Below are 24352 nucleotides of genomic sequence, written 5' to 3' on the forward strand. Positions count from 1 at the left end.
CTACGGTAGAGCTCGTGTCACACCTTGGGGTCAGGCCCCAGGGTGTGACACGAACACGGCCGTTGCGGAGGGATGAGCCCGTGTCACACTTGGGGTGTGACCCCATGGTGTGACACGAGCTGTGCCGTTACTTCAGCGCCTCGGTGAGGACGCGCCCTTCGGCGCCGGCTGGCGGGCGCACGTTCAGCAGGTAGGCGAGGGTGGGGGCGATGTCGATCACTTCGGCGTACTGGCCGTAATGGCCGGACTTCACCCACGGCTTGCCCATCACGATCAGCGGCACGTTGGTGTCGTAGGCATAAGGCGAGCCGTGTGTGGTGCCTTTGCCGGTCGGAAAACCAAAGATCCAGTGCGGCTTGGCCACTACCATCAGGTCGCCGGAAGTCTGGCGGTTCCAGGCCCTGCGCATCAGGGTCGCAATGCGTGTGCCGCCGACTGCACCGCTTTCCATCTGGGTACGGGTGAACACATCGGCCAGACCTGGCTGCGACAGCAGGAAGCGGGCCGCGGCATTTTCAACATCCTCGCGCTTCAGGCCTTTGCTTTCGATCTGGGCGTAGTCCAGGTGCAGGTTCGGAATCGAATAAGCGGAAACGCCTTTGTTCAAGCCAAACCTGGAAGACAGGTGGGCATTCAGGTCCTCCGCCAGTTTCTTGCCGTCGATGCGGTTGACGCCGGCCTTCTGGACTTCATTGGCAAATTCCGGGGTATTCGCGAAACCGTGGTCGGCGGTCAGCACTACCAGCACATTGTCCATGCCGATGCGCTTGTCGATGTACGAGAAGAAGTTGGACAGCATGCGGTCCAGGCGCAGCAAGTGGTCGTGCGAGATCTTGCTCTCCGGGCCGTAGCCGTGGTTCGCCAGGTCGTGCGCGGAGAAGCTTACGCCCAGCAAGTCCGGTACGCCGGCCGGATTCTTGCCAAGGTTCTCGCCTTCGATCGCTGCCTGCGCGAATTCGACGGTCAGCTCGTCGAGGAATGGCGACTCTTTCAGGCGCTTGTAATAGGTGGCATCGGTCTGGCCCGACTCGCTGGAGAGCTGCAGGTTCGGCACATCGCCATATTCCCCGGCGTAAGCCGAATCGGCCAGCAGCGGCTTCCATTTCACGCCGTAGTATCGTTCCTGCGGCTTGCCTGCCTGGTACTTTTGCACCCACTGTGGATGCTCCTTCATGTAGAAGGTAGTGGAGGCGAAATTGCCGCTTTCTTCCATATACATGTACGCCGTACCGGTCTTGCCGCCCAGGAGGATCGCGCCGCGGTCCTTGCCCGATACGGTAACGACCTTCGACTGCTGGCCGGTCGCATAGCGCAGCTGGTCGCCCAGCGTGTCGACGCGCAGGTTGGCAGGGGAGGTGCCGTCGTGCGGATCGGTCTTCTCGTTGCCGACGTATTTGTAGTTGGCGTCTTCGGTGCAGTACATGCTGCCGCCGGTTGCCGGGTTCACCCAGTTATTGCCGATGATGCCGTGCTGGTAGGGATAGGCGCCGCTCAAAATGGCGGCGTGGCCGACGGCGGTCACGGTTATGCCGTGCGCCTGGTGCGCATTGCTGAACCATGCACCTTGCTCGAGCAGGCGGCGGAAGCCTCCCTGGCCGAACTGGTGGGCGTAGCGCGTCACCTGTTCCTGCGGCAAGCCGTCGACGGCCATCACCAGGACGAGTTTGGGTTGTGCAGGTTGTTTGGCCGGCGCTGCGTAAGCACCGAACGAGGCCGCCAGGGCCAGTGCGGGAATCAGGTACTTTGCCATTTTCCTTGTTAATGAATGGAGTGGACGACATGCGATGATGCCATAGACGGATGTCAGGCAGATGACACTTTTGTATCAGTTTCAGTTACATTCGAGCTTCGATAATGGTCCCGAAAGGAATTCGCATGTTCAAGCCCCTGGTCCTGCTGGCGATGTTCGGTTCTGCACAGATGGCGATGGCCGAAGCCCTGCCCACCGAAAATTCGCTCGTTACAGTGACGGCGGTTGGATCGGTTACCACGCCCAACGACGAGGCGCAGCTTGTGTTTGGCTACGAGGAGCAAGGCAAAGACAAGGCAGTGCTGGCATCGAACGTCAACTTGCGGCTGAAACAGGGCATTGCAGCCTTGAAGAAGGCCGATCCCAAGGCGCGGCTTTCCCTTGACAGCTACCGAACCTATGCGGTGTATGACGAAGCAGTTGCCAAGCTCCAGAAACGCGAAGCGCAGCAAGTCGGTTGGCGCGTCAGTCAGCATGTTCGGCTTGTTACTGGCGATTTGGCTGCTTTGCCTGCGACCGTTGCTGCGACCCAAAAGGTCCTTGCGCTCCGAAGTGTCAACTTCGGCTTGAGCGAAGAGACCACCACGAAACTTGAGCAGCGCAGGGTAGAGGCGGCATATCGCAGCCTTGAAGAGCAGGTTGGCTTCATTGCCGGTGCGATGCGGCGCCCGGTAAGCGATGCAAAGCTTGAATCGCTCGACTTCGGCGAGTCGCCGGTGGACAAGATATATGTCACTGGCAGCAAGTTGAATCGTGAGGATATTGGCGAAGTCGAGGAGCCAAGCCTGCAGCCTGGCGAAACCCGGCTCCAGTTGCGCGCAACGGCCAAAGTCCGCTTTAAGTAATCGTCATGTTACAAACGCTCACGAACTGTGACAGACCTGCAGTGCGATCTCAGTTAAAGTGCGTTCCATCGTAACCAAGCAAGGAGAATAACAATGACCGTCAAGAAAGTTGTAGCTGCCGCCGCGCTGGTGCTGGGTGCCCAGGCTGCCATCGCACAATCCGTCCCGACCGCAGGCGCCACCGTCATCGTGCCTGCCCATGGTGAAGTCACTGCACCGAACGACCAGGCCGTGGCCGTGCTGGCGATTGAAGAGCAGGACAAGGACAAGGCGGCTGCCGCCTCGCGCGTCAACCAGAAGATCAAGCAGGGTCTCGACATCCTGAAGAAGGAGGACCCGCAAGCCAAGCTGAAAACCCAGGGCTACTATACCTATCCAGTCTATCCGGAAGACCGTCCGCTGCCGCCTGGCGCCACTGCCAAGGTGCGCCAGCCGACCGCATGGCGCGTTGGCCAGTACGTGCAGATGACCACCACCAATATCGGCGTGCTGCCGAAGACCGTTGCTGCTGCGCAGAAGGTGCTGACCTTGAACGGCCTGTCCTTTGGCCTGAGCCCAGCTGCCACCCGCAAGCTGGATGATGCCCGCATCGCCGCAACCTACAAGAACCTGAACGAGCGCATTGCCTCCATCGCCTCCGCCATGGGTCGCCCAGTGACCGACGCGGTGCTGGACACCATCGACTACGAAGGCTCCGGCAACTACGGTGGCGGCCCAGGCGGCGCGCCTGCCCCAATGTTCGCCCGCATGTCCGCCAAGGCCGAGATGGACCAGTCCGTGGCTGAGCCAAGCTTCGAACCAGGCGAAACCACCCTGGAAATGCGCGTCGTCGGCAAGGTCAAGTTCAAGTAAGCCAAAGTTGCCACTTCCATACTGGGTGTCCTCTATAATAGGGGTCACCCTGGTATAAAAATGGAAGAGTATGGCCAAATTTCCCCGCCGCCGGTCTAAGAACGCCGCCGGCAAACAATCGCTGTTCAGCCGCTTCGCCCGCCGCAAGGGGGCCGATGGTCTCGATAAGCCGCGTTCGCGCGGCATCTACCTGCTGCCGAACGCCTTCACCACTGGTGCGCTGTTCTGCGGCTTCTTCGCCATCGTCATGGCCATGAACCAGCGCTTCGAACACGCCGCCTGGGCGATTTTCGTCGCCATGCTGCTGGACGGCCTGGATGGCCGCGTGGCACGCCTGACCAACACCCAAAGCGAATTCGGCGCCCAATACGACTCGCTGTCGGACATGGTGTCGTTCGGCGCCGCCCCGGCGCTGGTGATCTACGAGTTCGCCCTGCGCGGTCTCGGTAAGCTGGGCTGGATCGCGGCCTTCGTCTACTGCGCCGGCGCCGCGCTGCGCCTGGCACGCTTCAACACCAATATCGAAGTGGTCGACAAACGCTACTTCCAGGGCTTGCCATCGCCGGCCGCCGCTTCCCTGATCGCCGGCTTCGTCATGCTGCTGACCGACCTGGAAGTGGATGGCGTGTTCTATCCTTGGCAGGGATGGGTGCTGGCGGTATTCGCTGGCCTGAGCATGGTGTCGAACGTGCCGTTCTACAGCTTCAAGGACATTAACTTCCGCAAGTCGGTGCCATTCCTGGCCGTGTTTGCGATTGCGATGTTTTTCGCGCTGATTTCGATTGATCCGCCGAAGGTGCTGTTCGTGCTGTTCGTGGCTTACGGCCTGTCGGGCTACGTGATCTACCTGACCCGCCTGGTCAAAGGCAACCCGGTCAAACTGATCGAGAAAACTTCGCCAGAAGACGAATCATAAGGCCGCTGGGGCGGCAATTCAGAAGGAGCAATTCCATGAATAACCGCCTCATCATCTTCGACACCACCTTGCGCGACGGCGAGCAATCGCCGGGCGCTTCCATGACCCGCGAAGAAAAGGTGCGCATCGCCCGCCAGCTCGAAAAGCTGCGGGTCGATGTGATCGAGGCGGGTTTCGCTGCTGCGTCGCAGGGCGATTTCGAATCCATCCGTGCCATCGCCACTGCCGTGCGCGAGCCGATTGTGTGTTCGCTGGCGCGCGCCAATGACCGCGACCTGGCGCGCGCTGCCGAAGCGCTGGAGCCGGCCGCGCGCAAGCGCATCCACACCTTTATCGCCACCTCGCCGCTGCATATGCAGGTTAAGCTGCGCATGGAGCCGGAGCAGGTGCTGGAGCAGGCCAGGCTGGCCATACGCTTCGCCCGCAAGTTCACCGACGACATTGAATTCAGCCCCGAGGATGGCAGCCGTTCGGAAGAGGACTTCCTGTGCCGCGTGCTGGAAAACGTGATCGCCGAAGGCGCCACCACCATCAACTTCCCCGATACCGTGGGCTATGCGGTACCGGAGCTGTATGGCGAGACCATTCGCCGCCTGCGCGAGCGCATCCCGAATTCCGACAAGGCGGTATGGTCGGTGCACTGCCATAACGACCTTGGCCTGGCAGTAGCGAACTCGCTGGCCGGCGTCATGATTGGCGGTGCGCGGCAGGTGGAATGCACCATCAACGGCCTGGGTGAGCGCGCCGGCAATACCGCGCTGGAAGAGGTGGTGATGGCCCTGCGCACGCGCGCCGGCTACTTCAACCTGGAATGCGGCATCGATACGGCGCAGATCGTGCCGGCATCGAAGATGGTTTCCCAGATTACCGGTTTCGCCGTGCAGCCGAACAAGGCTGTGGTCGGTGCCAATGCTTTCGCCCATGCGTCGGGCATCCACCAGGATGGCATCCTGAAAGCGCGCGAAACCTATGAGATCATGCGCGCCGAGGATGTGGGCTGGACTGCCAACAAGATCGTGCTGGGCAAGCTCTCCGGCCGCAACGCCTTCAAGCAGCGCTTGCAGGAACTGGGTATCGGGCTTGATTCCGAGGCTGAAGTGAACGCCGCCTTCACCCGATTCAAGGAACTGGCCGACCGCAAGTCCGAGATTTTCGATGAAGACATCATGGCCCTGGTGAGCGACGAGGAAGCCGCATCCGGCGGCGAGCATTACCGCTTCGTCTCGCTGGCACAACGTTCGGAAACCGGCGAACTGCCGTTTGCGCGCGTCGTGTTTTCAATCGACGGCGTAGAACACAGCGCTGAAGGCACCGGTGACGGCCCGGTCGATGCCATGGTCAACGCCATCGAAAGCAAGGCGCTAAGCGGCGCCGAGCTGGTGCTCTTCGCCATCAGCGGCATCAGCCCTGGCACGCAATCGCAAGGCGAGGTAACCATGCGCCTGGCGCATTCCGGCCGCATCGTCAATGGCGTCGGCGCCGATCCCGACATCGTCGTAGCATCCGCTAAAGCCTACCTTGCCGGCCTCAATAAACTGCACTCCAAAATCGAACGGCTCAACCCTCAGGTCTGAACAATCATGGATAAATTTGAACTTCGCCGCGACCGTTATGAGTCGTTTCGCCAATATGCGAATCCACTGCTGAACCTGAGCGTAGTCGCCAGGCTGCCGGAGTTCCGTCACTACTGCAAGGAGCGGCAGCTGCCGCCTTTCCATTTCCTTTTGTACTGCCTGTACATGAGCGTGAAGGATGTCGACAACTTCCTGTATCGCGAGTTCGAAGGGGAGGTGATCAAGATTGACGATTTTCATGGCGGCTATACGGTCATCAACCTGGACAACAACCTGAATTACGCGAAGTTCGACATGTCGACCGATCGCACCGAGTTCATTTCGCGCAGCCTTGCGGCGGGCGTGGAGGCGCGTGCCACGCGTGAATTCATCAACACCGGCCGCGACCTGACGCCGCGCGAGCAGAAGAACAATGTCTACACGACCTGTATGCCGTGGCTCGACATGCGCGCAATCGAGCACCCGATCTACGAGTACAAAAGCGCGGACATTCCCTTAATTGCCTGGGGGCGCTATAGCGAATTGGAGGGCGAAACGATGACGGTGCCGTTTTGCGTCCAGGCCCACCACGGTTTTGTGGACGGCTACCACGTGCACTTGCTACTGCAGCGCCTTGGCGAGCGCATTGCCCTCGAAACCGCTTCGTGATTTCTTGGCCCGGCGCTTGTCCTTGAAGAAGGCCCAGGCTTCTTCCGAGATTTCGACAGCGGCATTCTGTTGCCCCGGAAAGAGACTGAACATGCCCGGATAGCGTTTTTTGCGGCTCGGCTCAGCGTGGCCGCCGCCTGCGATCTTCAACAGGACGATTTGCAGTGCGCTGGAATCGTCACCCCATGTATGGCGAATGGCTCGTGTTGAATCGCCCTGCGCTGCCGGGACCTGCTCGACGGCTGGAGTTCCTTCCAGGCCGGCCAGCTTGCGCCAAAGGGCGGTGGTGGCTTCGATGCCGAGTGCCGGCGCCGCGAACCACAGCGTCACGAACGATTTTCCGCCAGAGTAGGGAATGAACGGGTCTTGCTCGCCCGCGACAATCAGGGCGGGAAGGGGGATCGTCGGCATACTGTAGCAAGCCCGCTGCGGCATCGCCGCCAGCACTGTGGCAAATGCGGCAAGCCGTGGTGCGAGTTCCACTGCAACCCGGTAAGCCATCATGCCGCCCTTGGATACGCCGATGACGCAAACCCGCTCCGGATCAACGCCATCTTCGGCGATGGCGCGGTCGATGACCGCGCCGATGAAGGCTACGTCGTCGCACTGGGGATTGCTCCACACAGCGGCAAAACCATCGTTCCATGCGCGTTGTCCGCGTAGCTTGATGCCGTCAGGTGCCACCACGACGGCCTGTTCGCGTTCAGCGATCTCCAGCCAGACCGAGAGCGGCGAGAAGGGGAAAGCCAGTCCCAGGACTTGTTCGGCAGAAGCACCGCTGCCATGCAATACAACGACCAGCGGGCGTTTCGCCCCGGTTTGCCTGCCCGGCACGGCTTTCAGGTAATGACGCGGCCCCTCCGGCCGCATCATGTCGACCCTTGTCACCGGAGCACTTGGACCATCACTCTCGTTTTTCCCGACGAAGAAGGAGCGCATGGCGTCGCGGAACCCCATATCTTATTTGACGCGCTGTTTTTCGAGCTTGCGCGCCAGGGTGCGGCGATGCATGCCCAGGCGGCGCGCGGCTTCCGAGATATTGAAACCGGTTTCCGCCAGCACCTGGTGGATGTGCTCCCACTCCAGCGTCTTGATGGAGGTTGAGCGGTTGGTCAGCTCCACCTCGGCCACGCCGGCGACGTGCGAGAAGGCTGACTCGATATCGTCCGTATTGGAAGGTTTTGCGAGATACTGGCAGGCCCCCAGCTTGACCGCTTCGACAGCGGTAACGATGCTGGCGAAGCCGGTCAGCACCACGATCAGCATTGCCGGCGAATGAGTGTGCAAGGCCTGCACGCAGGCCAGGCCGGAGGTGCTGCCTTCCAGCTTGAGGTCGACCACGGCGTGCGTTGGCGTGTGCTTCGCCAGCAGCGTGCCGACTTCTTCCAGGTTGCTCGCGCGCAGGACAGTGTAGCCGCGCCGCTCGAACGAACGGGAAAGGGTGCGTGCGAATGCCGGGTCGTCTTCCACGATCAGCAATAAGCGCTCTGTCGTCATGATGCTTTTCCTATTCGAGTGCAATTGCCGACAGCGGCAGGCGCAGTTCGACCAGCGCGCCCTTGTCCAGGTTGCGCGCTTCGACAGTGCCGCCCAGCGTACGAATCACGTTCACCACCAGGAACAGCCCCAGGCCGCTGCCGGGACGCCCTTTGCTCGACTGGTATGGCTTACCGAATTGCGCCAGCATGGCCGGAGCAAAACCGGGGCCGCGGTCGCTCACCGCCAGCTTCAGTACTTCGTCGTCCGCCGACGCTTCCAGCTTGACCCATAGCGGCGAGGCCTCCAGCGCGTTGTCGAGCAAGTTGAAAATTGTTTGTTTGAGTGCGGAGTCGAACACTACCGGCAGGTCGCTCGGCAACCGGTCGTCGTATTCGAAAGCCAGGACCGGACGGTTGCTGCGCCACTCATCCAGCATCTCGTCAAGAAAGGAGCGCAGGGTGGTCTTGGCTGACGATTCGCCGCGCAGCTCGCCTGCCGACAGCAGGATGCCGGTAACGATGGTCTTGCAGCGCTGGAGCTGGGTCTGCATCTCCTCGATCTCCTCCTGCAGCGTCGCGTTCCCTGTAAATTCGGGCATGCGCCGCCAGTCGCCGAGCAGGACCGCCATGGTCGCCATCGGCGTACCAAGTTCGTGGGCGGCGCCGGATGCCAAAAGGCCCATGCGCACGATATGGTCCTCCTCGGCGGCACGCTGGCGCAGGTCCGCCAGGTGAGCATCGCGCTCGCGCAGGTTGCCGGTGATGCGTTTGATCAGGATCACCAGCAGGCCCGCGTTCAGCAGGAAGCAGAGCAGCATGCCCACTACGTATAGTCCGGCGAAGGCGCTTTCATTCTCCAGCAATTGGGGCAGCGGCTTGGAGAACATGGCCAGGCCGCCCAGGCAGGCGCCTGTGATGCCGACGATGGTCCAGGCAGCCCAGGCGTCAAGCAGCACCGCCGACAGGATCACCTGCAGCAGGTAGAGGAAAGCAAAAGGATTGGTGGTGCCGCCGCTGAAATGCAATTGCGCCGTCAGGCTGGCCACGTCGACCAGCAGCGCCAGGAGCATTTCGTTGTTGGTGACGATCGGGTTCTCGTGCCAGCGCAAATGGCTGCCGATGTTGAAGGCGATCAGGCAGGCCAGCACCGTCAGCATCTGCGGCATTGGCAGCTCGAGGCCCAGGCCAAGCGTGACGCCGGCAATGGTCGTGACCTGGCCCAGCACCGCGATCCAGCGCAGCCGGATCAGGTACAGCATGTTTTTGTGGCCGGTAGTGTCGCCGACGCCCGCCGCGAGGGACAAGGACATCATTCCGCCAGGTTCCGCCGTGTTTTCCGAGTGATTTGCCATGTGCGTCCGATGATCATCAACGCTAGAGCATACCAAGTCAACGCGTATACAAGGTGATTATCACGGAAAGCGATCACGGTGAGGCCGCCGACGGGCTGCCCGGCCTGCGGGGCAGGGCTGGCGTCGGCATCGATGAAGTAGGGGGCAACTTTCGCCAGGCCGCTTGCGGCAGCAATGGCTTGCACGTCGCGCGAATACCAGCGCTGGCCGGCAGCATCATTCTTGCGCAGCAGGTCGCCGTCCTGTTGGCTCATGCGCAGCAAGCCGGTAAGCACGGCTCGGGCCGTACCGGTGCCGGTGCCGGCCTTGCGGTCGGCGATATAGCCGCGATTAACGAAGACGATGTCGCCCGCAGCAGTCTGCAGCGGCGTCATGACCCAGAAGCCGGGCCCGAGTTGGGTCGAAGCCTGCACCAGGGTGCTGCGATCGAGCAGCAGGGTGCCGGAAACTTGCACATGCCGGTATTCGGCATTGTCGGCCGTAAGGGACGGCCAATCGGAAGGGGCGGGGGCGGAAACAGGAGCTGCATGGGCGCGCTGGTTGACGCGCTCGATCAGTTCATGCTTCCACTGCATGCGAAACAGCTGCCAGGTTCCGAGCGCCAGGAATACTGCGCAGGCGAGCGAAATCCCGGCGGCCCAAAAAAGGCGCGCCCGCGGGGAGGCGGTGCGCGCTTTGTTCAAGGCATGTCGTGCATCTGCTGCACGGAGGAACTGCCGGCCGGGCCCATGGACGGCATCATATTGTGGTTCAGGTGGTACATGACCCAGATCGAACCGGTCAGCACAATGCCGACCAGGACGATGGTGAAGATCAGTGCCAGCAAGCTCCAGCCGCCTTCCGAACGGGAGTTCATGTGCAGGAAGTAGATCATGTGAACCACGATCTGCACTGCAGCGAAGCCGAGGATGACGAAGGCGGTGGTGCTCGAGTCCTTGATCACATGGCCCATGACGAGCCAGAACGGAATCGCGGTCAGGATCACCGACAGGATGAAGCCGATGGCGTAGCTTTTCAGGCTGCCGTGGTCATGGCCGTCGTCGTGAGCGCCATGGCCGTGGCCGTGTTCGTGGTCGTGGTGTGCGCTCATGGCAGGACTCCCATCAGGTAGACAAAGGTAAAGACGCCGATCCAGATCACGTCCAGGAAGTGCCAGAACATCGACAGGCACATCAGGCGGCGGGTGTTGGCTTCGGTCAGGCCGTGGCGGTTCAGCTGGAACATCAGGGTGACCAGCCAGATCACGCCGAAGGTCACGTGCAGGCCGTGGGTACCGACCAGCGCGAAGAACGAGGTCAGGAAAGCACTGCGCTGCGGGCCGGCGCCTTCATGGATCAGGTGCACGAACTCGAACATTTCCAGGCCGAGGAAGCCCAGCCCGAACAGGCCGGTGACCGCCAGCCATACCAGGGTGGTGCCCAGCTTGGCGCGCTGCGAAGCCAGCATCGCGAAGCCGTAGGTGATCGACGATAGCAGCAGGAAGCTGGTGTTCAGTGCCACCAGCGGCAGGTCGAACAGTTCGGCGCCGGACGGGCCGCCCGCAAAGTTGCGGCCCAGGACTGCGTAAGCGATGAACAGGACGGCGAAGATCAGGCAATCGCTCATCAGGTAAAGCCAGAAGCCCAGCAGGGTGCCGTTCTCCGGATGGTGTTCGCGGACGTGGAACGGCATGTCGTCTTGCGCGCCGTGCGCACCTGCCTTTGCAGGATCAAGAACGAGTTCAGACATTGGCGGCCTCCAGGGTACGGGTGCGCTCGGCTTCGGTCACAACGACTTCTTCGGCCGGGATGTAGTAATCGCGCTTGTAGTTAAAGGTATGGATGATCGCGGCGCCCACAGTGGCCACCAGGCCGAGCACAGCGAAGATCCACATCTGCCAGACCAGGGCGAAGCCGGTCGCGGCGCTCAGGCCGGCGATGACGAAGCCTGCCGCGGTGTTCTTCGGCATGTGGATCGCCACGAAGTCGGTCACTGGACGCAGGTAGTTCCTGCGCTTCATATCGGTCCAGGTGTCGTTGTCGTACACGCGCGGAGTGAATGCGAAGTTGTAGTCCGGAGGAGGGGACGAAGTCGACCACTCCAGGGTACGGCCATCCCATGGGTCGCCGGTCACGTCGCGCAGTGCATCGCGGCGACGGTAGGACACATAGAACTGCACCAGCATCGAGCCGATACCGCCAGCGATCAGGACTGCGCCAAGAGCGGCAACCTGGAACCAGATCTGCAGCGAAGGATCTTCGAAATGGCTCATGCGGCGGGTCACGCCCATCAGGCCCAGTACGTACAGCGGCATGAAGGCGAGGTAGAAGCCGACCACCCAGCACCAGAAGGAGACTTTGCCCCAGAACACGTCCAGCTTGTAGCCGAAGGCTTTCGGGAACCAGTAGTTAATTGCAGCGAACACGCCGAACACCACGCCGCCGATGATCACGTTGTGGAAGTGGGCGATCAGGAACAGGGAGTTGTGCAGCACGAAGTCGGCAGGAGGAACCGCCAGCAGCACGCCGGTCATGCCACCGATAACGAAGGTGATCATGAAGGCGATCGTCCACATCATCGGCAGTTCAAAGCGGATGCGGCCGCGGTACATGGTGAACAGCCAGTTGAAGATCTTGGCGCCGGTAGGGATCGAAATGATCATCGTCGTGATGCCGAAGAACGAGTTCACGCTGGCGCCGGAGCCCATGGTGAAGAAGTGGTGCAGCCATACCAGGTAGGACAGGATGGTAATCACCACGGTCGCGTACACCATCGAGGTGTAGCCGAACAGGCGCTTGCCGGAGAAGGTCGAAACGATTTCCGAGAACACGCCGAAGACCGGCAGCACCAGGATGTACACCTCAGGGTGGCCCCAGATCCAGATCAGGTTCACGTACAGCATGGAATCGCCGCCGAAATCGCTGGTGAAGAAGTGGGTACCGAAGGTGCGGTCCAGCGACAGCATGGCCAGTACGGCGGTCAGCACAGGGAAGGTCACCACGATCAGCACGTTGGTGCACAGCGAGGTCCAGGTGAAGACAGGCATCTTCATCAGCTTCATGCCTGGTGCGCGCATCTTGACGATGGTCGCGATCAGGTTGACCCCCGAGAGCAATGTCCCGACCCCCGCAACCTGCAGGGACCAGATGTAGTAATCCACGCCGACGTCAGGGCTGGCCAGGATGCCGGACAGCGGCGGGTAAGCCAGCCAGCCGGTTTTCGCGTATTCGCCGACGAACAGCGAGACCATGGTCAGGCCGCCGCCGAATGCGGTCATCCAGAAGGAGAAGTTGTTCAGGAACGGGAACGCCACGTCGCGTGCGCCGATCTGCAGCGGCACCACGTAGTTCATCAAGCCGGTCACGAACGGCATCGCCACGAAGAAGATCATGATCACGCCGTGGGCGGTGAAGATCTGGTCGTAGTGGTGCGGAGGCAGGTAGCCCATGCTGTCGCCGAAAGCGACCGCTTGCTGCAAGCGCATCATCAGCGCGTCGGCAAAGCCGCGCAGCAGCATGACCAGGCCAAGCACCATGTACATGATGCCGATTTTCTTGTGGTCGATACTGGTGACCCAGTCGCGCCACAGCGGGCCCCACAGGCGGTATTTGGTCATGGCGCCCATGACGGCCAGGCCGCCCAGGACCACCATGGCAAAGGTGGCGATAAGGATCGGCTCATGATAAGGGATCGCGTCCCAGCTCAGCCGGCCCAGCAAGGGGTGGAGGGTTTGGTTTTCCATAATCAGTTCTTGCGGGAAGTAGATGCGAGGGCGACGTCCTGCTTGGCTTCAGCGTAGGAATCGTTTGGCGTGCAGATGCGCGCTTCCATTTCTTTCTTGGCGGCGACAGCGCGCACGCGGGCGGCATCGTTGGCCATGGTCTGGCTGGCGCAGGTCGAACCCGGTTCGACGCAGCGGTTGATGATCGCGGTGTACAGCTCGTTTTCAACCGCGCCATAACGGCGCACAGGTTCGCGCTCGCTTGGCTTTTCGAGGGCCATATAGTCAGCACGGTTCAGGTTGCCGCCGCCGGCCTTGGTCTTGGCGACCCAGGCGTCGAAGTCGGCGGTCGACACGCCGTGGTACTTGAAGCGCATGTGCGAGAAGCCCGCGCCGCTGTAATTGGCCGAGAAGCCTTCATAGGTACCTGGCTTGTTCAGCACCGCGTTGAGGGTGGTGTCCATGCCCGGCATGGCGTAGATCTGGCCGGCCAGTGCTGGGATGTAGAACGAGTTCATCACGGTCGACGCAGTGATCTTGAAGCGGATCGGGGTGTCGATCGGGGTCACCAGTTCGTTGACGGTGGCGATGCCCTGTTCCGGGTAGATGAACAGCCATTTCCAGTCCATGGCCACCACTTGCACGACCAGCGGCTTGTGGTCAGCTGCCAGCGGACGTTTTTCGTCGATGCGGCTGAGTGGACGGTATGGGTCGAGCAGGTGGGTGCTGATCCAGGTCAGCAGGCCGAGCACGATGATGATCATCAGCGGGGCGCCCCAGATCACCAGTTCGAGTTGGGTCGAGTGGTCCCAGTCAGGTGTATATTTAGCGTTGGTATTGCCTTTTCTGTAACGCCAAGCGAACAGAACAGTCAATGCGATCACCGGTACGATGATCAGCAACATGAGTAGCGTCGAAATGGTCACCAGGTGCGCCTGTTGCGAAGCAACGTCACCGGCAGGGTTCATAACGATGGTATTGCAGCCTGTAAGGCAGACGGCTGCGAGGAGGAGAAGTAATATAGGCATGCGCAAGAAACAATGTCCTAAGTCAAGAATCTTTCTATTTTGAGGGGTCTGGACAAGGCGCGAAATTGGACATATTGTCCTACCAGCAGGTTAGATAACAGTAATAAGCACCGGTGATATCTCTCAACCGGTGAGAAACAGGAGACTGAACCATGCAAAGTATGTCCGCACCAGCCCACGGTATTCCGATGCGGCCATCCGATTCGAGCGACCAGCACATTGCACCCGGCGAAATTGCCGTCGGTGTGGTGATTGGCCGGGCTTCCGAATATTTCGACTTTTTTGTTTATGCCATTGCCTCCGTCCTGGTCTTCCCGGCGGTGTTTTTCCCGTTTGCCTCGCACCTGGACGGGATGCTGTACTCCTTTGTGATCTTCTCTTTTGCATTTTTGGCAAGGCCGCTGGGTACGGCGACCTTCATGGCGATCCAATTGCGGTTCGGGCGTGAGGCCAAGCTGACAGCCGCGCTATTCCTGCTGGGCGCCTCGACGGCCGGCATGGCCTTCCTGCCCACCTATAGCCAAAGCGGCTTGGGCGCGCTGGCCTTGCTGGCCATGCTGCGTTTCGGGCAGGGCATTGCACTGGGCGGCTCCTGGGATGGCTTGCCGTCGCTGCTGGCCCTGAATGCGCCGCAAGAGAAGCGCGGCTGGTACGCGATGCTGGGCCAGCTCGGCGCGCCGACCGGCTTCATCATCGCGGCGGGCCTGTTCTCCTTCCTGCTGTCGAGCCTGTCGTCGGAAGATTTCCTCGACTGGGGCTGGCGTTACCCGTTCTACGTGGCGTTCGCGATCAATGTGGTGGCCCTGTTTGCGCGCCTGCGCCTGGTGTCCACCAATGAATATGCGCGCCTGCTGGAAGAGCGCGAGCTGCAGCCGACCGATATTGGCGAGTTGTTTAAATCGCAAGGTCGCAACGTGGTGATCGGCGCCCTGGCTGCGCTGGCAAGTTACGCCTTGTTCCACCTGGTGACGGTGTTTCCGCTGTCGTGGATTACGCTGTATTCCGAGCGCTCGGTCAGTGAATTCCTGGTGATCCAGATTGCCGGCGCCTTCATCGCTGCGGCCTGCATCGTCGCTTCCGGCTGGATTGCAGACCGCATCGGCCGCCGCCGCACGCTGGGTTCGCTGGCGGTGATGATTGGCGTGTTCAGTGGCTTCGTTCCGCTGCTGATGCAGGGCGGGGATGCCGGACAGACCATCTTCATTCTGCTTGGTTTCGCGCTGCTTGGCCTGTCCTATGGCCAGGCTGCCGGTGCCGTGACGGCCAATTTCGAGTCACGCTTCCGTTACAGTGGCGCGGCGCTGACCTCGGACCTGGCCTGGCTGGTCGGTGCGGCCTTCGCCCCGCTGGTTGCCCTGGGCTTGTCGGCGCACTTCGGCCTGGCTTATGTCAGCCTGTACCTGCTGTCCGGTGCCGCCGGCTCGCTCGCGGCCTTGAGCCTCAATCGCGCGCTTGAGATTAAAGATTAAGTACCCAAGCCGCACCACCTTATAAACGGGCCGCCCGGCGGGCGGCCCGCTTGCTTTCCCCAGTTTTCCCTCGCTCACGCCCACCCGCAACGGGTTTTCGGGCGAATGTCGGGCTATTGTCGTGGTCGATGGCGTCGAATTCCGCCATATTCAAGGCTCACGAACAACGAGGTAGACCAATGATCCTGAAAAAAATCCGAATCAGCCGAAACCTGTCGCAGGAACAACTGGCCCAGATGTCCGGGCTGAATGTGCGCACGATCCAGCGGATTGAAAACGGGCAAAACGCCAGCCTGGAATCATTGAAATGTCTTGCCGCAGTGTTCGAAGTTGATGTTTCCACCTTGAAACAGGAGAATTTCGTGATCGACAAAAGCTCGGACCATTGGCGAAACCTGCCAATCCATTTGAAGTGCTTCTTCTGGTTTAACCTGATACTGGAGCAGCCCGCGCGGCAGACGGCGCGCCGCGTTCTCATCGCCAGCCATATCAGCGGCTACCTGAGTTGCCTGGCCGGCCTGTTCAGCCCTGCTGGCCTGGTTGGCGGCCTGCTCATGCTTGCTAATGCCTATCTGTTCCACCTTGTTATATGGCAGGGCGATAAATATGGCATCTGGCACGACCAAACAGAAAGTGGCCTTGAGCCTGTGCAGTAGTTTCAGCGGAAAAAGCCCCGCTCTTCTTTTTCGAGGTCGGGGCCGCTCATGGTTTCGCGCACCACGCCCTGGCGGTCCATCATGATGTGCATCATGGAGTCCCACACGCCGGATTCCTTGTAGCGGTAGCTCCAGACAGTCAGGTCGCGTAACTGCAGGTAGGTGCGGTCGTCTGGCGGGCCGTACAGGCGCAACAGGTCGGCCTGGGTGGTCACCCCGAGCTGGACCGGCCGGAAGCTGTCGTTGCCGCGCTGCCAGGAGGGCGGGGCGACGGCGCAAGCAGTCAGCAATAGTGATAATAAAGCAACTCGAACAATGGTTTTCACGGCTGATCGTGTGTGGCGGTAGCTTTAGACCCTCATTCCGGTTATACTCCCGTGTCTGGCCATCCGGCCGGATTTTTATATTAAACGTAATTCACGATGTTCCGGGTTCCAAAGACTCAGTGCATCGCATGTGAAAGGTAAGAAAATGACCGTTGAAAACATCAACAAGTCGGCCATCATCGCCGACAACGCTCGTGGCCAAAACGACACCGGCTCCCCAGAAGTGCAAGTTGCTCTGCTGACCGCACGTATCAACGAACTGAACGGCCACTTCAAGGCACACTCCAAGGATCACCACTCCCGCCGTGGCCTGATCATGATGGTTAACCGTCGTAAGTCCCTGCTGGCTTACCTGAAGAACAAAGACGCAACCCGTTACCGCGACCTGATCGCTAAACTCGGCCTGCGTAAGTAATTCTTGCGTTACCAGGTTTAAACGAGAAATGCCTGCGCCAGCTCGCTGCCGCAGGCATTTTGACTTTTTAAACCGTTAGTTTTATTGCAGTAAGGCGGCCACTGGCCGTCCGTGGTGAGGTGCTACGACAGCTCCTGAAAATCTGTCGGCTAAAGAGAAAGAGGGATAAACCCATGTTTAACAAAGTAACGAAGACCTTCCAGTACGGCCAACACACCGTGACGCTGGAAACCGGCGAAATCGCTCGCCAGGCATCCGGCGCGGTAATGGTATCGGTGGATGACACCGTGGTACTGGCAACCGTGGTGGCGCGTAAAGACGCAAAACCAGGCCAGGACTTCTTCCCATTGACCGTCGACTACCTCGAGAAGACCTACGCAGCGGGTAAAATCCCTGGCGGCTTCTTCAAGCGCGAAGGCCGTCCTTCTGAAAAAGAAACCCTGACTTCCCGCCTGATCGACCGTCCAATCCGTCCTCTGTTCCCAGAGGGCTACATGAACGAAGTCCAGGTGATCGTGCACGTGTTGTCCGTGAATCCTGAGATCGATCCGGACATCGCTTCCATGATCGGTGCATCGGCCGCCCTGTGCGTCTCCGGCGTGCCATTCAACGGCCCGATCGGCGCAGCACGCGTCGGCTACAAGAACGGCCAGTACATCCTGAACCCGACCGCTTCCCAGCTCAAAGACTCCGAGATGGACCTGGTGGTTGCCGGTACCGAATCGGCCGTGCTGATGGTTGAATCCGAGGCGCAGCAACTGTCCGAAGAAATCATGCTGGGCGCCGTTGTATACGGCCACGAGCAGATGAAGGCAGTGATCGACGCGATCCACGAACTGGTGCGCGACGGTGGCAAGCCTGAGCAAGTGTGGACCGCACCTGCCAAGAACGAAGCCCTGATCGCCCGCGTTGCCCACTTCGCTGAAGCGAAGATCAACGCTGCTTACCAGACCAAGGACAAGCAAGCCCGCACCGACAAGCTGCGCGCCATGTCCGCAGAAGTGATGGCTGACCTGGCTGCCGAAGCTGCCGCCCACGGCGCTGACGCTCCTGACTCGGTTGAAGTCGGCAACATCCTGTTCGACATGGAAGCCAAAGTCGTGCGCTCCCAGATCCTGCAAGGCGAGCCACGTATCGACGGCCGCGACACCAAGACCGTGCGTCCGATCTCGATCCGTTCCTCCGTGCTGCCACGTACCCACGGTTCCGCCCTGTTCACCCGCGGCGAAACGCAGGCACTGGTTGTAGCGACCCTGGGCACTGCTCGTGATTCGCAGAAGATCGACGCCCTGATGGGCGAGTACACCGATGACTTCATGCTGCACTACAACATGCCTCCGTTCGCCACCGGCGAAACCGGCCGTGTTGGTACGCCTAAGCGCCGCGAAATCGGCCACGGCCGCCTGGCCAAGCGTGCACTGATCGCCGCACTGCCGGCACCGGAAGACTTCTCGTACTCCGTGCGCCTGGTTTCGGAAATCACCGAATCCAACGGTTCCTCGTCGATGGCTTCCGTCTGCGGCGGCTGCCTGGCACTGATGGACGCCGGCGTGCCGATGAAAGCACACGTGGCCGGTATCGCCATGGGCCTGATCAAGGAAGGCGGCCGCTTCGCCGTCCTGTCCGACATCCTGGGCGACGAAGATCACCTGGGCGACATGGACTTCAAGGTTGCTGGTACCGCCAACGGCATTACCGCGCTGCAGATGGACATCAAGATCCAGGGCATCACCAAGGAAATCATGCAGGTTGCACTGGCTCAGGCTAAAGAAGGCCGCCAGCACATCCTGGGCGAAATGCAGAAGGCCATGCCGACTGTGAAGACCGAGCTGTCCGACTTCGCTCCACGCCTGATCACCATCAAGATCAACCCGGAGAAGATCCGTGACGTGATCGGCAAGGGCGGCGCAGTGATCCGCGCGCTGACCGAAGAAACCGGCACCCAGATCGACATCAGCGATGACGGCATCGTCACCATCGCTTCCGTCGATGCAGCTGCTGGCCAGGAAGCCAAGCGCCGTATCGAAGAACTGACCGCTTCCGTGGAAGTGGGCAAGACTTACGACGGTACCGTCCTGAAGCTGCTGGACTTCGGCGCCATCGTCCAGGTTATGCCTGGCAAAGACGGCCTGCTGCACATCTCGCAGATCGCCAACGAGCGTGTGAACGCCGTTGCCGACTACCTGAAAGAAGGCCAGCAAGTGCGCGTGAAGGTCCTCGAGACCGACGAGCGCGGCCGCCTGAAACTGTCGATGAAAGCTGCTGCTGAAGAAGCTGCTGCTGCACAGTAATCAGCGAGCTGACAAAAAAAAAGCCGCCGGTGCGAAAGCCCGGCGGCTTTTTTGTTACCTTTGGAGAGACTTTGCTTGCATTCGGGAAGTTATGATTCGGCGATTAACAGCCAGGGTATACCAGGGGATTGGAGTAAAAGATGCGCGATACGAAGATGGTCTTAAATGCGGTTTGGATGCTGTTGGCAGCGCTCCACCTTACCCCCGCATTTGCTGGCGAGATTTATGCGCCATTTGGCTTGAGCTGCACACGCGACCAAGCGCATTGGGCGCGGAAAGCTGCCCAATACTGTGTCAAGCTCGTCGGAAAAAAATAGTCTTGCGGGATTAAATTCTGTTTCAGGCAAATTGATGAAAAATGCGGCGCTCGACCTTTTGACGACTAACGCGAAGCGGCTTCTCGAACTGGGGAAGCCACTGCCGTTCTCCATCTATTCCTCGGTCAAGGAACAAAAGATCGTCAATGTGCCGATTATCAAGCCGATGCTTATCTGCGTGCTGGATGGCAGCAAGAAGCTTGGCAACCCCGGCGAGATTGACTGCCTGGCCGGCAGCTTCATCATCCTGTCGAACCGCCCCAGTATCAGCATGCGCAATATTCCGAGCGACTCGGAATACCGAGCCATGATCGTCGAGTTCGAGTTTGAGGACTTCCATTGCTTGCCCCCGAGATCAGGCAGGGCGGAACCATTTGTACAGGGCCAGATTGGCCAGATCTTGCTGAATACATTGCGGCAGTTCGTTGAATGGTCGTCCTTCGCGCCGCCAGCAATGTGGGGCGCGCGCCGCCAGGAAATTCTCCAACTGGTCTACCACCTTGGGTATGAGCACGTGAGCGCGGTCGTTCAGCCGCCAAGCCTTAGCCACAAAGTGCACAGCATGATCAGCGCCGACTTCGCCAGCGACCTGAAAGCGGACGAAGTGGCCGGCCGGTTGGCACTCAGCGAATCGACACTGCGCCGCAAGCTCGCGGCGGAAGGGGTAACCCTGCAAGCGATCAAGGACCGGGCGAAGCTTGGCTATGGCCTGCACCTTGTCCAGACCACCTTCGATCCTATCGGCCGCATAGCGGAAAAGTGCGGCTATCAATCGCAGTCGCGCTTTACCGACAAGTTCAAGCAATTGTTCGGCACTACTCCGACAGAGCTGCGCAAAACGAGGATGCCTGACGAAGCGGGGCGGGAGATGGCGTCAGCCTGCACTTTCTAAGAACTCGGCATTTCGGCCAGCACTGCGCGAATGAGCGATTAAGGCGAAACTCTGGCTGGATTTGGGCTAAACCGTTTTCCTGCTGCTGCCTACCATATGCGTTCTTCATTACAGGAGCACATATGCGTTATCTCATTCTTGCAGCACTACTGGCCTCCAACTCCGCGCTGGCGGGTTCGCTGACGCTGGCCAGCACCGACATCGCCAACGGCAAGTTCATGGCCAAGGCCCAGGAATTCCAGGGGTTTGGCTGTAGCGGTGGAAACCAGTCGCCGCAACTGTCGTGGACTGGCGTTCCAGCCGGCACGGCAGCCTTTGCGATTATGGTCCACGATCCCGACGCACCGACTGGCAGCGGCTGGTGGCACTGGCAACTCGTGAACATCCCGAAGGACGTGGTGTCCTTGCCGGCTGGAGCAGCAGCACCGACGGGCAGCCAGTCGATGAGCAACGACTACGGCGCCAAAGGCTTTGGTGGCGCGTGCCCGCCGCAGAAGCATGGCGTGCACCGCTACCAGTTCACCGTGTATGCGCTGTCGCAAAAACTCGAGTTGCCGGACAATGCATCGGGTGCGCTCACCGGCTATATGGTGAAGGCACACTCGCTCGGATCGAGCACTATCGAAGCGCTGTACCAGCGGGATTGACCACTCCTGCGAAATGAGCGATAAGACTGCGGGCGTCAATCCAGCGTGACCGAAGTGCCGGAGCGGATGGTGTTATGGACTTCGGCAACGGCATCAGTCTGCCGCAGCAGGTCCGCAATCACATCGTCCTGAGCAGGTGATGTGATGCGGGCCCTGTAACGTACGTTAGTGGCGGCCAGCCCGCGCCCGGAAAAGTCGGCGCTCGCTTCAACGAAAACCGCCTCGACGGGAATTTGCAGCCGTCCGGCTTCCCGGTAAACATCATTGCAATAGCATGTGGCCAGGGCCAGCATCAGGAACTCGCCACCGTTGACTGCCGATCCCGTCCCGGAGCCTTTCGCCGGCACCTGAAGTACTTGCGACACGCCGTTGGTGGCGACGGTTGCCTCATGCGCATTGGCGGAACTGCGGACTGCGGCTGTGATTTTCACGGGATGCTCCTTCCGGATAGTGCCTCCATTCTACGTCGCCAGCGGAGGCAGGTTTGAAAGCGCCAGGTCATCAAGCTGAAATATCGGCTGCGTAGCATCGGGAGCGAGTTGGTTTTCAGGGGAGCTCCATGTTCTTCATCCGCTATAACTGGACATTGCCGTTCAAGGCGCAGGTCGCAATTGCGATCGCGCTGGTTGCCGTCCTGGCCTCTGTTCATGGCTCCAGCAAAGGGGTAAAGGATTTTGCCGCGCTCCACCATAATCGCTGCGTGCAGCAAAATGGCTCCCCAGGGGCCAAGGCATGTTCAGTGCGCACGACCCGGCTGGCAGCGCGTATGCACGGGGCGGAGTTTGGCGGCCAGGTCGCCGCAGCATTGCGCTGAATAAGGCCTTCCGGGCTTGCCTGAAGCACGCCTTTTGCGGCAAATCGCACGGATTGCAAATTAGTCAATCAAAGCTGATGAATCGAGTAGTTGCGAAAGAACTTCAGCGCATGGGCCCTGCTGCGGCAATTCAAGCCAGTGACGTCATGGGACCCTCGCCGATGGCCCGAGTACACCTCCAGCGAAGGCAGTTGCGATAGTGGGACTACCTATCGTTTCAAACCCGACGGAGCATTTGAAGCATCGAGTGCCAGTGACAACGCCATCGACGCTGCACCTGCCCAAATGGTGCGCGGCCGCCTGTACTCCTACGGCGGTTTGTATTGGGCCAAGTTAGACGAAAAGCCGACTAACGCCAGCATCTTATGTCAAGGGCGACCTGTTCTGTAATTACAACCAATGTGGATCGCCGCGCTAAAGGAAGCAGCTCCCGTGATATTTGGAGAGTTTTTACTTGCATTGCGCAAGCTATGATGTTCACGGCCTGGCCTTCGCGAGGCGCCAACGTTTCAACGATTTAAGGGCTGGCATACGCGGCCCTTTTTCTTTTCTATGATCAAAGAACAACACGCAACAAATGTGGACCTTGGCGGCCTGCTGTCCGTCCTCGGCAAACATCTCTATTCGACACCGCTGGTCGCGGTGCGCGAGCTAATCCAGAATGCCCACGACTCCATCACGCGCCGCCGCATTGAGTGCCCGGATTGGCAGGAAACTGGAAAACTGCAGCTCGATGGCGACAAGCTCAATGGTGTGCTGCGGATTACGGACAATGGTTCCGGCCTGTCGGAACATGAAATCCACGCTTTTCTCGCCACAGTTGGCGCAGGCTACACGCGTACCTTGCGCACGCAGAGCGACGCCCTGATCGGCATGTTTGGCCTTGGCTTCCTGTCTGCGTTCGTCGTCGCGGAGCAGGTTACGGTTATCACAACCTCCTACCAGGAGCCTGGCCGAACCTGGCGCTACCAGTCAAGTAATGGCGAATCCTACACAGTCGAACCGGCGCCAAATGACGGCAATATCGGAACCTGTATTGAGTTGAAACTGCGCCCGGCGCATCGCTACCTGGCAAGCGCCTCCAGCCTGGAACGCCTGCTGGGGCATTATTGCGCCTTGCTTCCGGAACCGGTCTATTGCGGCGATGTACGTATCAACGAAATCACCCCGCCATGGCGCCAGGCGGAGGGCAATATAGTCGAGCATCCGGTGCAGCAGCGCAAGCGCAGCCTGGCCTTTGCAGCACGATTCGAGCAGCAGTTCGAACCCATTTGCACGATTCCGGTAAAGACTTCAGCCAGCGACGTGCGCGGCATCCTGTGGATCCAGGACGGCGCCACGTACAGCAGCAGCGACAACCGCAACCTGAAGGTATTCGTGCGCGGAATGCTGCTTGATGATGATGCCCGCGACCTGCTGCCGCGCTGGGCCGGCTTTGTCGGCGGTGTCATCGAGTCACATGACCTTACACCGACGGCCAGCCGCGAAGACTTGCAACGCGATGCCCATTACGGATGCGCGCAGGCGGACCTGCTCGATTCGCTTGTAAAGGGACTGGCAGAAATCGCGGCGAGCCAGCCTGCGGCATGGCGCCGGATCCTGGCCCGTCACAACGAAGCATTGATGGCGGCGGCGCTTTGCAACGATGATTTGTTCACGCTGCTGCTGGACGCAGTGCGCATTCCGACCTCGCGCGGCGACCTATCCTTGTCGGAGCTGCAGGGACATGGTCCCATTCACGTTAGCCTGGGCGACAGCGGCGGCTTCGAAGATATGGTGTGCCGGGCCATGCATATTCCGGTGGTGAAGGGCGATCGCTACGCTGTGCACAGCTTCCTGCGTCGCTGGGCACAGCAGCGTGGTGGCAAGCTGATTGAGATCGGCACCGAAAAAGGCAACCGCCAGCTGTTTGCGGAAGCCGAGCTGCCGGAAGAACACACCGAATGGCTGAAGCGACACCTGGGCAATGGTGAGCTGGTGGTGCCTGCACGCTTCATGCCCGCGCACCTGCCGCTGGTGGTCGTTCCCGATCGGGACGCAGAGTTGAAGGAGAGACTGGAGTCGGACGAATCGGACCAGCGCATCGCCCAATCAGCGCTGCAACTTGTGCGCCAGTTCACCAGCAATATCAATGGCGAGATCAAGTCGCGCCTTTACATCAATCTCGAAAACCCAGCGATCGCCAGCCTGCTGGAAGCTTATCGGGAGCAGGGCGAAACTGCCGGCTGCCTGCATGCACTGACGCTGCTGCGCTCCATGAAGATCGTGATGATGGCCGGTGATACGAGCAAGCTTCCGGCAGCGGAGGGACTGACCGGCGCCCTGCGTGACCTCAGCCAGCTTGTGCAAGTATTGACCCGGTCTCAAGCAACACCTGAATAA

The 24352-nt window shown here is 60.1% G+C and carries 24 protein-coding genes; 13 read left to right on the plus strand and 11 right to left on the minus strand.

Annotated features, from left to right (window positions below):
* Positions 1–127: 127 nt before the first annotated feature.
* A complete protein-coding gene (locus ASD07_RS22820; RefSeq protein ID WP_055935548.1) occupies positions 128–1750 on the minus strand; it encodes an alkaline phosphatase family protein in 1623 nt (540 codons plus the stop codon).
* Positions 1751–1875: 125 nt separating this feature from the next.
* Between ASD07_RS22820 and ASD07_RS22825 the strand changes: the two genes are divergently transcribed.
* The 5 genes from ASD07_RS22825 (at position 1876) to ASD07_RS22845 (ending at position 6585) form a co-directional block, all read left to right on the plus strand.
* Positions 1876–2595 (plus strand): SIMPL domain-containing protein, encoded by a 720-nt coding sequence (locus ASD07_RS22825; protein WP_055935550.1) that lies wholly within the window; start codon positions 1876–1878, stop codon positions 2593–2595.
* Between the two features lie 93 nt (positions 2596–2688).
* Positions 2689–3447, plus strand: coding sequence for an SIMPL domain-containing protein (locus ASD07_RS22830; protein ID WP_055935552.1), 759 nt, complete (start codon positions 2689–2691; stop codon positions 3445–3447).
* Positions 3448–3517: 70 nt separating this feature from the next.
* Positions 3518–4363 carry a CDP-diacylglycerol--serine O-phosphatidyltransferase gene (pssA, locus tag ASD07_RS22835; RefSeq protein ID WP_055935553.1) on the plus strand — a complete coding sequence of 282 codons (846 nt, stop codon included), beginning with the start codon at positions 3518–3520 and terminating at the stop codon, positions 4361–4363.
* Between the two features lie 35 nt (positions 4364–4398).
* Positions 4399–5937: a 2-isopropylmalate synthase gene (locus ASD07_RS22840; protein ID WP_055935556.1), complete on the plus strand. Its 1539-nt coding sequence runs from the start codon at positions 4399–4401 to the stop codon at positions 5935–5937.
* Between the two features lie 6 nt (positions 5938–5943).
* Positions 5944–6585: a CatA-like O-acetyltransferase gene (locus ASD07_RS22845; protein WP_055935558.1), complete on the plus strand. Its 642-nt coding sequence runs from the start codon at positions 5944–5946 to the stop codon at positions 6583–6585.
* Here ASD07_RS22845 and ASD07_RS22850 read toward each other — a convergent pair.
* Genes ASD07_RS22850 through cyoA form a run of 8 tightly spaced genes read right to left on the minus strand, consistent with a single transcriptional unit; the run spans position 6538 to position 14083 of the window.
* Positions 6538–7542 (minus strand): PHB depolymerase family esterase, encoded by a 1005-nt coding sequence (locus ASD07_RS22850; protein ID WP_082507529.1) that lies wholly within the window; start codon positions 7540–7542, stop codon positions 6538–6540. The genes ASD07_RS22845 and ASD07_RS22850 overlap by 48 nt on opposite strands.
* Before the next feature lie 3 nt (positions 7543–7545).
* Complete coding sequence (locus ASD07_RS22855; RefSeq protein WP_055935563.1) at positions 7546–8082, minus strand: response regulator transcription factor; 537 nt, start codon at positions 8080–8082, stop codon at positions 7546–7548.
* A gap of 10 nt (positions 8083–8092) precedes the next feature.
* Positions 8093–9376, minus strand: a complete 1284-nt coding sequence (locus ASD07_RS22860; RefSeq protein ID WP_229207260.1) for an ATP-binding protein — start codon at positions 9374–9376, stop codon at positions 8093–8095.
* On the minus strand, positions 9373–10098 hold the full coding sequence (locus tag ASD07_RS22865) for an SURF1 family protein (RefSeq protein ID WP_055935568.1): 726 nt from the start codon (positions 10096–10098) through the stop codon (positions 9373–9375). The genes ASD07_RS22860 and ASD07_RS22865 overlap by 4 nt, the downstream gene beginning before the upstream one ends.
* Complete coding sequence (gene cyoD, locus ASD07_RS22870; RefSeq protein WP_055935571.1) at positions 10095–10505, minus strand: cytochrome o ubiquinol oxidase subunit IV; 411 nt, start codon at positions 10503–10505, stop codon at positions 10095–10097. The genes ASD07_RS22865 and cyoD overlap by 4 nt, the downstream gene beginning before the upstream one ends.
* Positions 10502–11086: a cytochrome o ubiquinol oxidase subunit III gene (gene cyoC, locus ASD07_RS22875; RefSeq protein ID WP_156398169.1), complete on the minus strand. Its 585-nt coding sequence runs from the start codon at positions 11084–11086 to the stop codon at positions 10502–10504. The genes cyoD and cyoC overlap by 4 nt, the downstream gene beginning before the upstream one ends.
* Positions 11087–11135: 49 nt before the next feature.
* Positions 11136–13136 (minus strand): cytochrome o ubiquinol oxidase subunit I, encoded by a 2001-nt coding sequence (cyoB, locus tag ASD07_RS22880; RefSeq protein WP_055935577.1) that lies wholly within the window; start codon positions 13134–13136, stop codon positions 11136–11138.
* Between the two features lie 2 nt (positions 13137–13138).
* A complete protein-coding gene (gene cyoA, locus ASD07_RS22885; protein ID WP_229207261.1) occupies positions 13139–14083 on the minus strand; it encodes a ubiquinol oxidase subunit II in 945 nt (314 codons plus the stop codon).
* Between the two features lie 221 nt (positions 14084–14304).
* Here cyoA and ASD07_RS22890 point away from each other — a divergent pair, with 221 nt between their 5' ends.
* A complete protein-coding gene (locus tag ASD07_RS22890) occupies positions 14305–15612 on the plus strand; it encodes an MFS transporter (RefSeq protein WP_055936396.1) in 1308 nt (435 codons plus the stop codon).
* 179 nt (positions 15613–15791) lie between these two features.
* The gene (locus ASD07_RS22895; RefSeq protein ID WP_055935583.1) at positions 15792–16268 is read left to right on the plus strand and encodes a helix-turn-helix domain-containing protein; all 477 of its coding nucleotides are present in this window, start codon (positions 15792–15794) and stop codon (positions 16266–16268) included.
* A 2-nt stretch (positions 16269–16270) separates the two neighbouring features.
* On the opposite strand, the gene ASD07_RS22900 is transcribed toward ASD07_RS22895, so the two are convergent.
* A complete protein-coding gene (locus ASD07_RS22900; RefSeq protein WP_156398152.1) occupies positions 16271–16594 on the minus strand; it encodes a hypothetical protein in 324 nt (107 codons plus the stop codon).
* Between the two features lie 145 nt (positions 16595–16739).
* On the opposite strand from ASD07_RS22900, the gene rpsO reads away from it, so the two are divergent.
* The 4 genes from rpsO (at position 16740) to ASD07_RS22920 (ending at position 21156) form a co-directional block, all read left to right on the plus strand.
* Positions 16740–17009 (plus strand): 30S ribosomal protein S15, encoded by a 270-nt coding sequence (rpsO, locus tag ASD07_RS22905; RefSeq protein ID WP_028104326.1) that lies wholly within the window; start codon positions 16740–16742, stop codon positions 17007–17009.
* Between the two features lie 173 nt (positions 17010–17182).
* The gene (gene pnp / locus ASD07_RS22910) at positions 17183–19300 is read left to right on the plus strand and encodes a polyribonucleotide nucleotidyltransferase (protein ID WP_055935589.1); all 2118 of its coding nucleotides are present in this window, start codon (positions 17183–17185) and stop codon (positions 19298–19300) included.
* 351 nt (positions 19301–19651) lie between these two features.
* Positions 19652–20509 carry a helix-turn-helix transcriptional regulator gene (locus ASD07_RS22915; protein ID WP_055935592.1) on the plus strand — a complete coding sequence of 286 codons (858 nt, stop codon included), beginning with the start codon at positions 19652–19654 and terminating at the stop codon, positions 20507–20509.
* Between the two features lie 122 nt (positions 20510–20631).
* The gene (locus ASD07_RS22920) at positions 20632–21156 is read left to right on the plus strand and encodes a YbhB/YbcL family Raf kinase inhibitor-like protein (protein ID WP_055935595.1); all 525 of its coding nucleotides are present in this window, start codon (positions 20632–20634) and stop codon (positions 21154–21156) included.
* A 35-nt stretch (positions 21157–21191) separates the two neighbouring features.
* Here the strand turns inward: ASD07_RS22920 and ASD07_RS22925 are convergent, their stop codons facing one another.
* Positions 21192–21587 (minus strand): OsmC family protein, encoded by a 396-nt coding sequence (locus tag ASD07_RS22925; RefSeq protein ID WP_055935598.1) that lies wholly within the window; start codon positions 21585–21587, stop codon positions 21192–21194.
* Between the two features lie 128 nt (positions 21588–21715).
* On the opposite strand from ASD07_RS22925, the gene ASD07_RS22930 reads away from it, so the two are divergent.
* Together ASD07_RS22930 and ASD07_RS22935 are read left to right on the plus strand one after the other, a co-directional pair.
* Positions 21716–21970, plus strand: a complete 255-nt coding sequence (locus ASD07_RS22930) for a hypothetical protein (RefSeq protein WP_055935601.1) — start codon at positions 21716–21718, stop codon at positions 21968–21970.
* Positions 21971–22522: 552 nt separating this feature from the next.
* On the plus strand, positions 22523–24352 hold the full coding sequence (locus tag ASD07_RS22935) for an ATP-binding protein (protein WP_055935604.1): 1830 nt from the start codon (positions 22523–22525) through the stop codon (positions 24350–24352).

The organism is Duganella sp. Root336D2 (assembly GCF_001425005.1).
Taxonomy (GTDB): Bacteria; Pseudomonadota; Gammaproteobacteria; order Burkholderiales; family Burkholderiaceae_D; genus Rugamonas.

Bases quoted from the DNA above. Each gene is read 5' to 3' on its own strand.
- ASD07_RS22820 (WP_055935548.1), bottom strand. From the start codon at position 1,750: ATGGCAAAGTACCTGATTCCCGCACTGGCCCTGGCGGCCTCGTTCGGT.
- ASD07_RS22825 (WP_055935550.1), top strand. From the start codon at position 1,876: ATGTTCAAGCCCCTGGTCCTGCTGGCGATGTTCGGTTCTGCACAGATG.
- ASD07_RS22830 (WP_055935552.1), top strand. From the start codon at position 2,689: ATGACCGTCAAGAAAGTTGTAGCTGCCGCCGCGCTGGTGCTGGGTGCC.
- pssA (WP_055935553.1), top strand. From the start codon at position 3,518: ATGGCCAAATTTCCCCGCCGCCGGTCTAAGAACGCCGCCGGCAAACAA.
- ASD07_RS22840 (WP_055935556.1), top strand. From the start codon at position 4,399: ATGAATAACCGCCTCATCATCTTCGACACCACCTTGCGCGACGGCGAG.
- ASD07_RS22845 (WP_055935558.1), top strand. From the start codon at position 5,944: ATGGATAAATTTGAACTTCGCCGCGACCGTTATGAGTCGTTTCGCCAA.
- ASD07_RS22850 (WP_082507529.1), bottom strand. From the start codon at position 7,542: ATGGGGTTCCGCGACGCCATGCGCTCCTTCTTCGTCGGGAAAAACGAG.
- ASD07_RS22855 (WP_055935563.1), bottom strand. From the start codon at position 8,082: ATGACGACAGAGCGCTTATTGCTGATCGTGGAAGACGACCCGGCATTC.
- ASD07_RS22860 (WP_229207260.1), bottom strand. From the start codon at position 9,376: ATGATGTCCTTGTCCCTCGCGGCGGGCGTCGGCGACACTACCGGCCAC.
- cyoD (WP_055935571.1), bottom strand. From the start codon at position 10,505: ATGAGCGCACACCACGACCACGAACACGGCCACGGCCATGGCGCTCAC.
- cyoC (WP_156398169.1), bottom strand. From the start codon at position 11,086: ATGCCGTTCCACGTCCGCGAACACCATCCGGAGAACGGCACCCTGCTG.
- cyoB (WP_055935577.1), bottom strand. From the start codon at position 13,136: ATGGAAAACCAAACCCTCCACCCCTTGCTGGGCCGGCTGAGCTGGGAC.
- cyoA (WP_229207261.1), bottom strand. From the start codon at position 14,083: ATGAACCCTGCCGGTGACGTTGCTTCGCAACAGGCGCACCTGGTGACC.
- ASD07_RS22890 (WP_055936396.1), top strand. From the start codon at position 14,305: ATGTCCGCACCAGCCCACGGTATTCCGATGCGGCCATCCGATTCGAGC.
- ASD07_RS22895 (WP_055935583.1), top strand. From the start codon at position 15,792: ATGATCCTGAAAAAAATCCGAATCAGCCGAAACCTGTCGCAGGAACAA.
- rpsO (WP_028104326.1), top strand. From the start codon at position 16,740: ATGACCGTTGAAAACATCAACAAGTCGGCCATCATCGCCGACAACGCT.
- pnp (WP_055935589.1), top strand. From the start codon at position 17,183: ATGTTTAACAAAGTAACGAAGACCTTCCAGTACGGCCAACACACCGTG.
- ASD07_RS22915 (WP_055935592.1), top strand. From the start codon at position 19,652: ATGAAAAATGCGGCGCTCGACCTTTTGACGACTAACGCGAAGCGGCTT.
- ASD07_RS22920 (WP_055935595.1), top strand. From the start codon at position 20,632: ATGCGTTATCTCATTCTTGCAGCACTACTGGCCTCCAACTCCGCGCTG.
- ASD07_RS22930 (WP_055935601.1), top strand. From the start codon at position 21,716: ATGTTCTTCATCCGCTATAACTGGACATTGCCGTTCAAGGCGCAGGTC.
- ASD07_RS22935 (WP_055935604.1), top strand. From the start codon at position 22,523: ATGATCAAAGAACAACACGCAACAAATGTGGACCTTGGCGGCCTGCTG.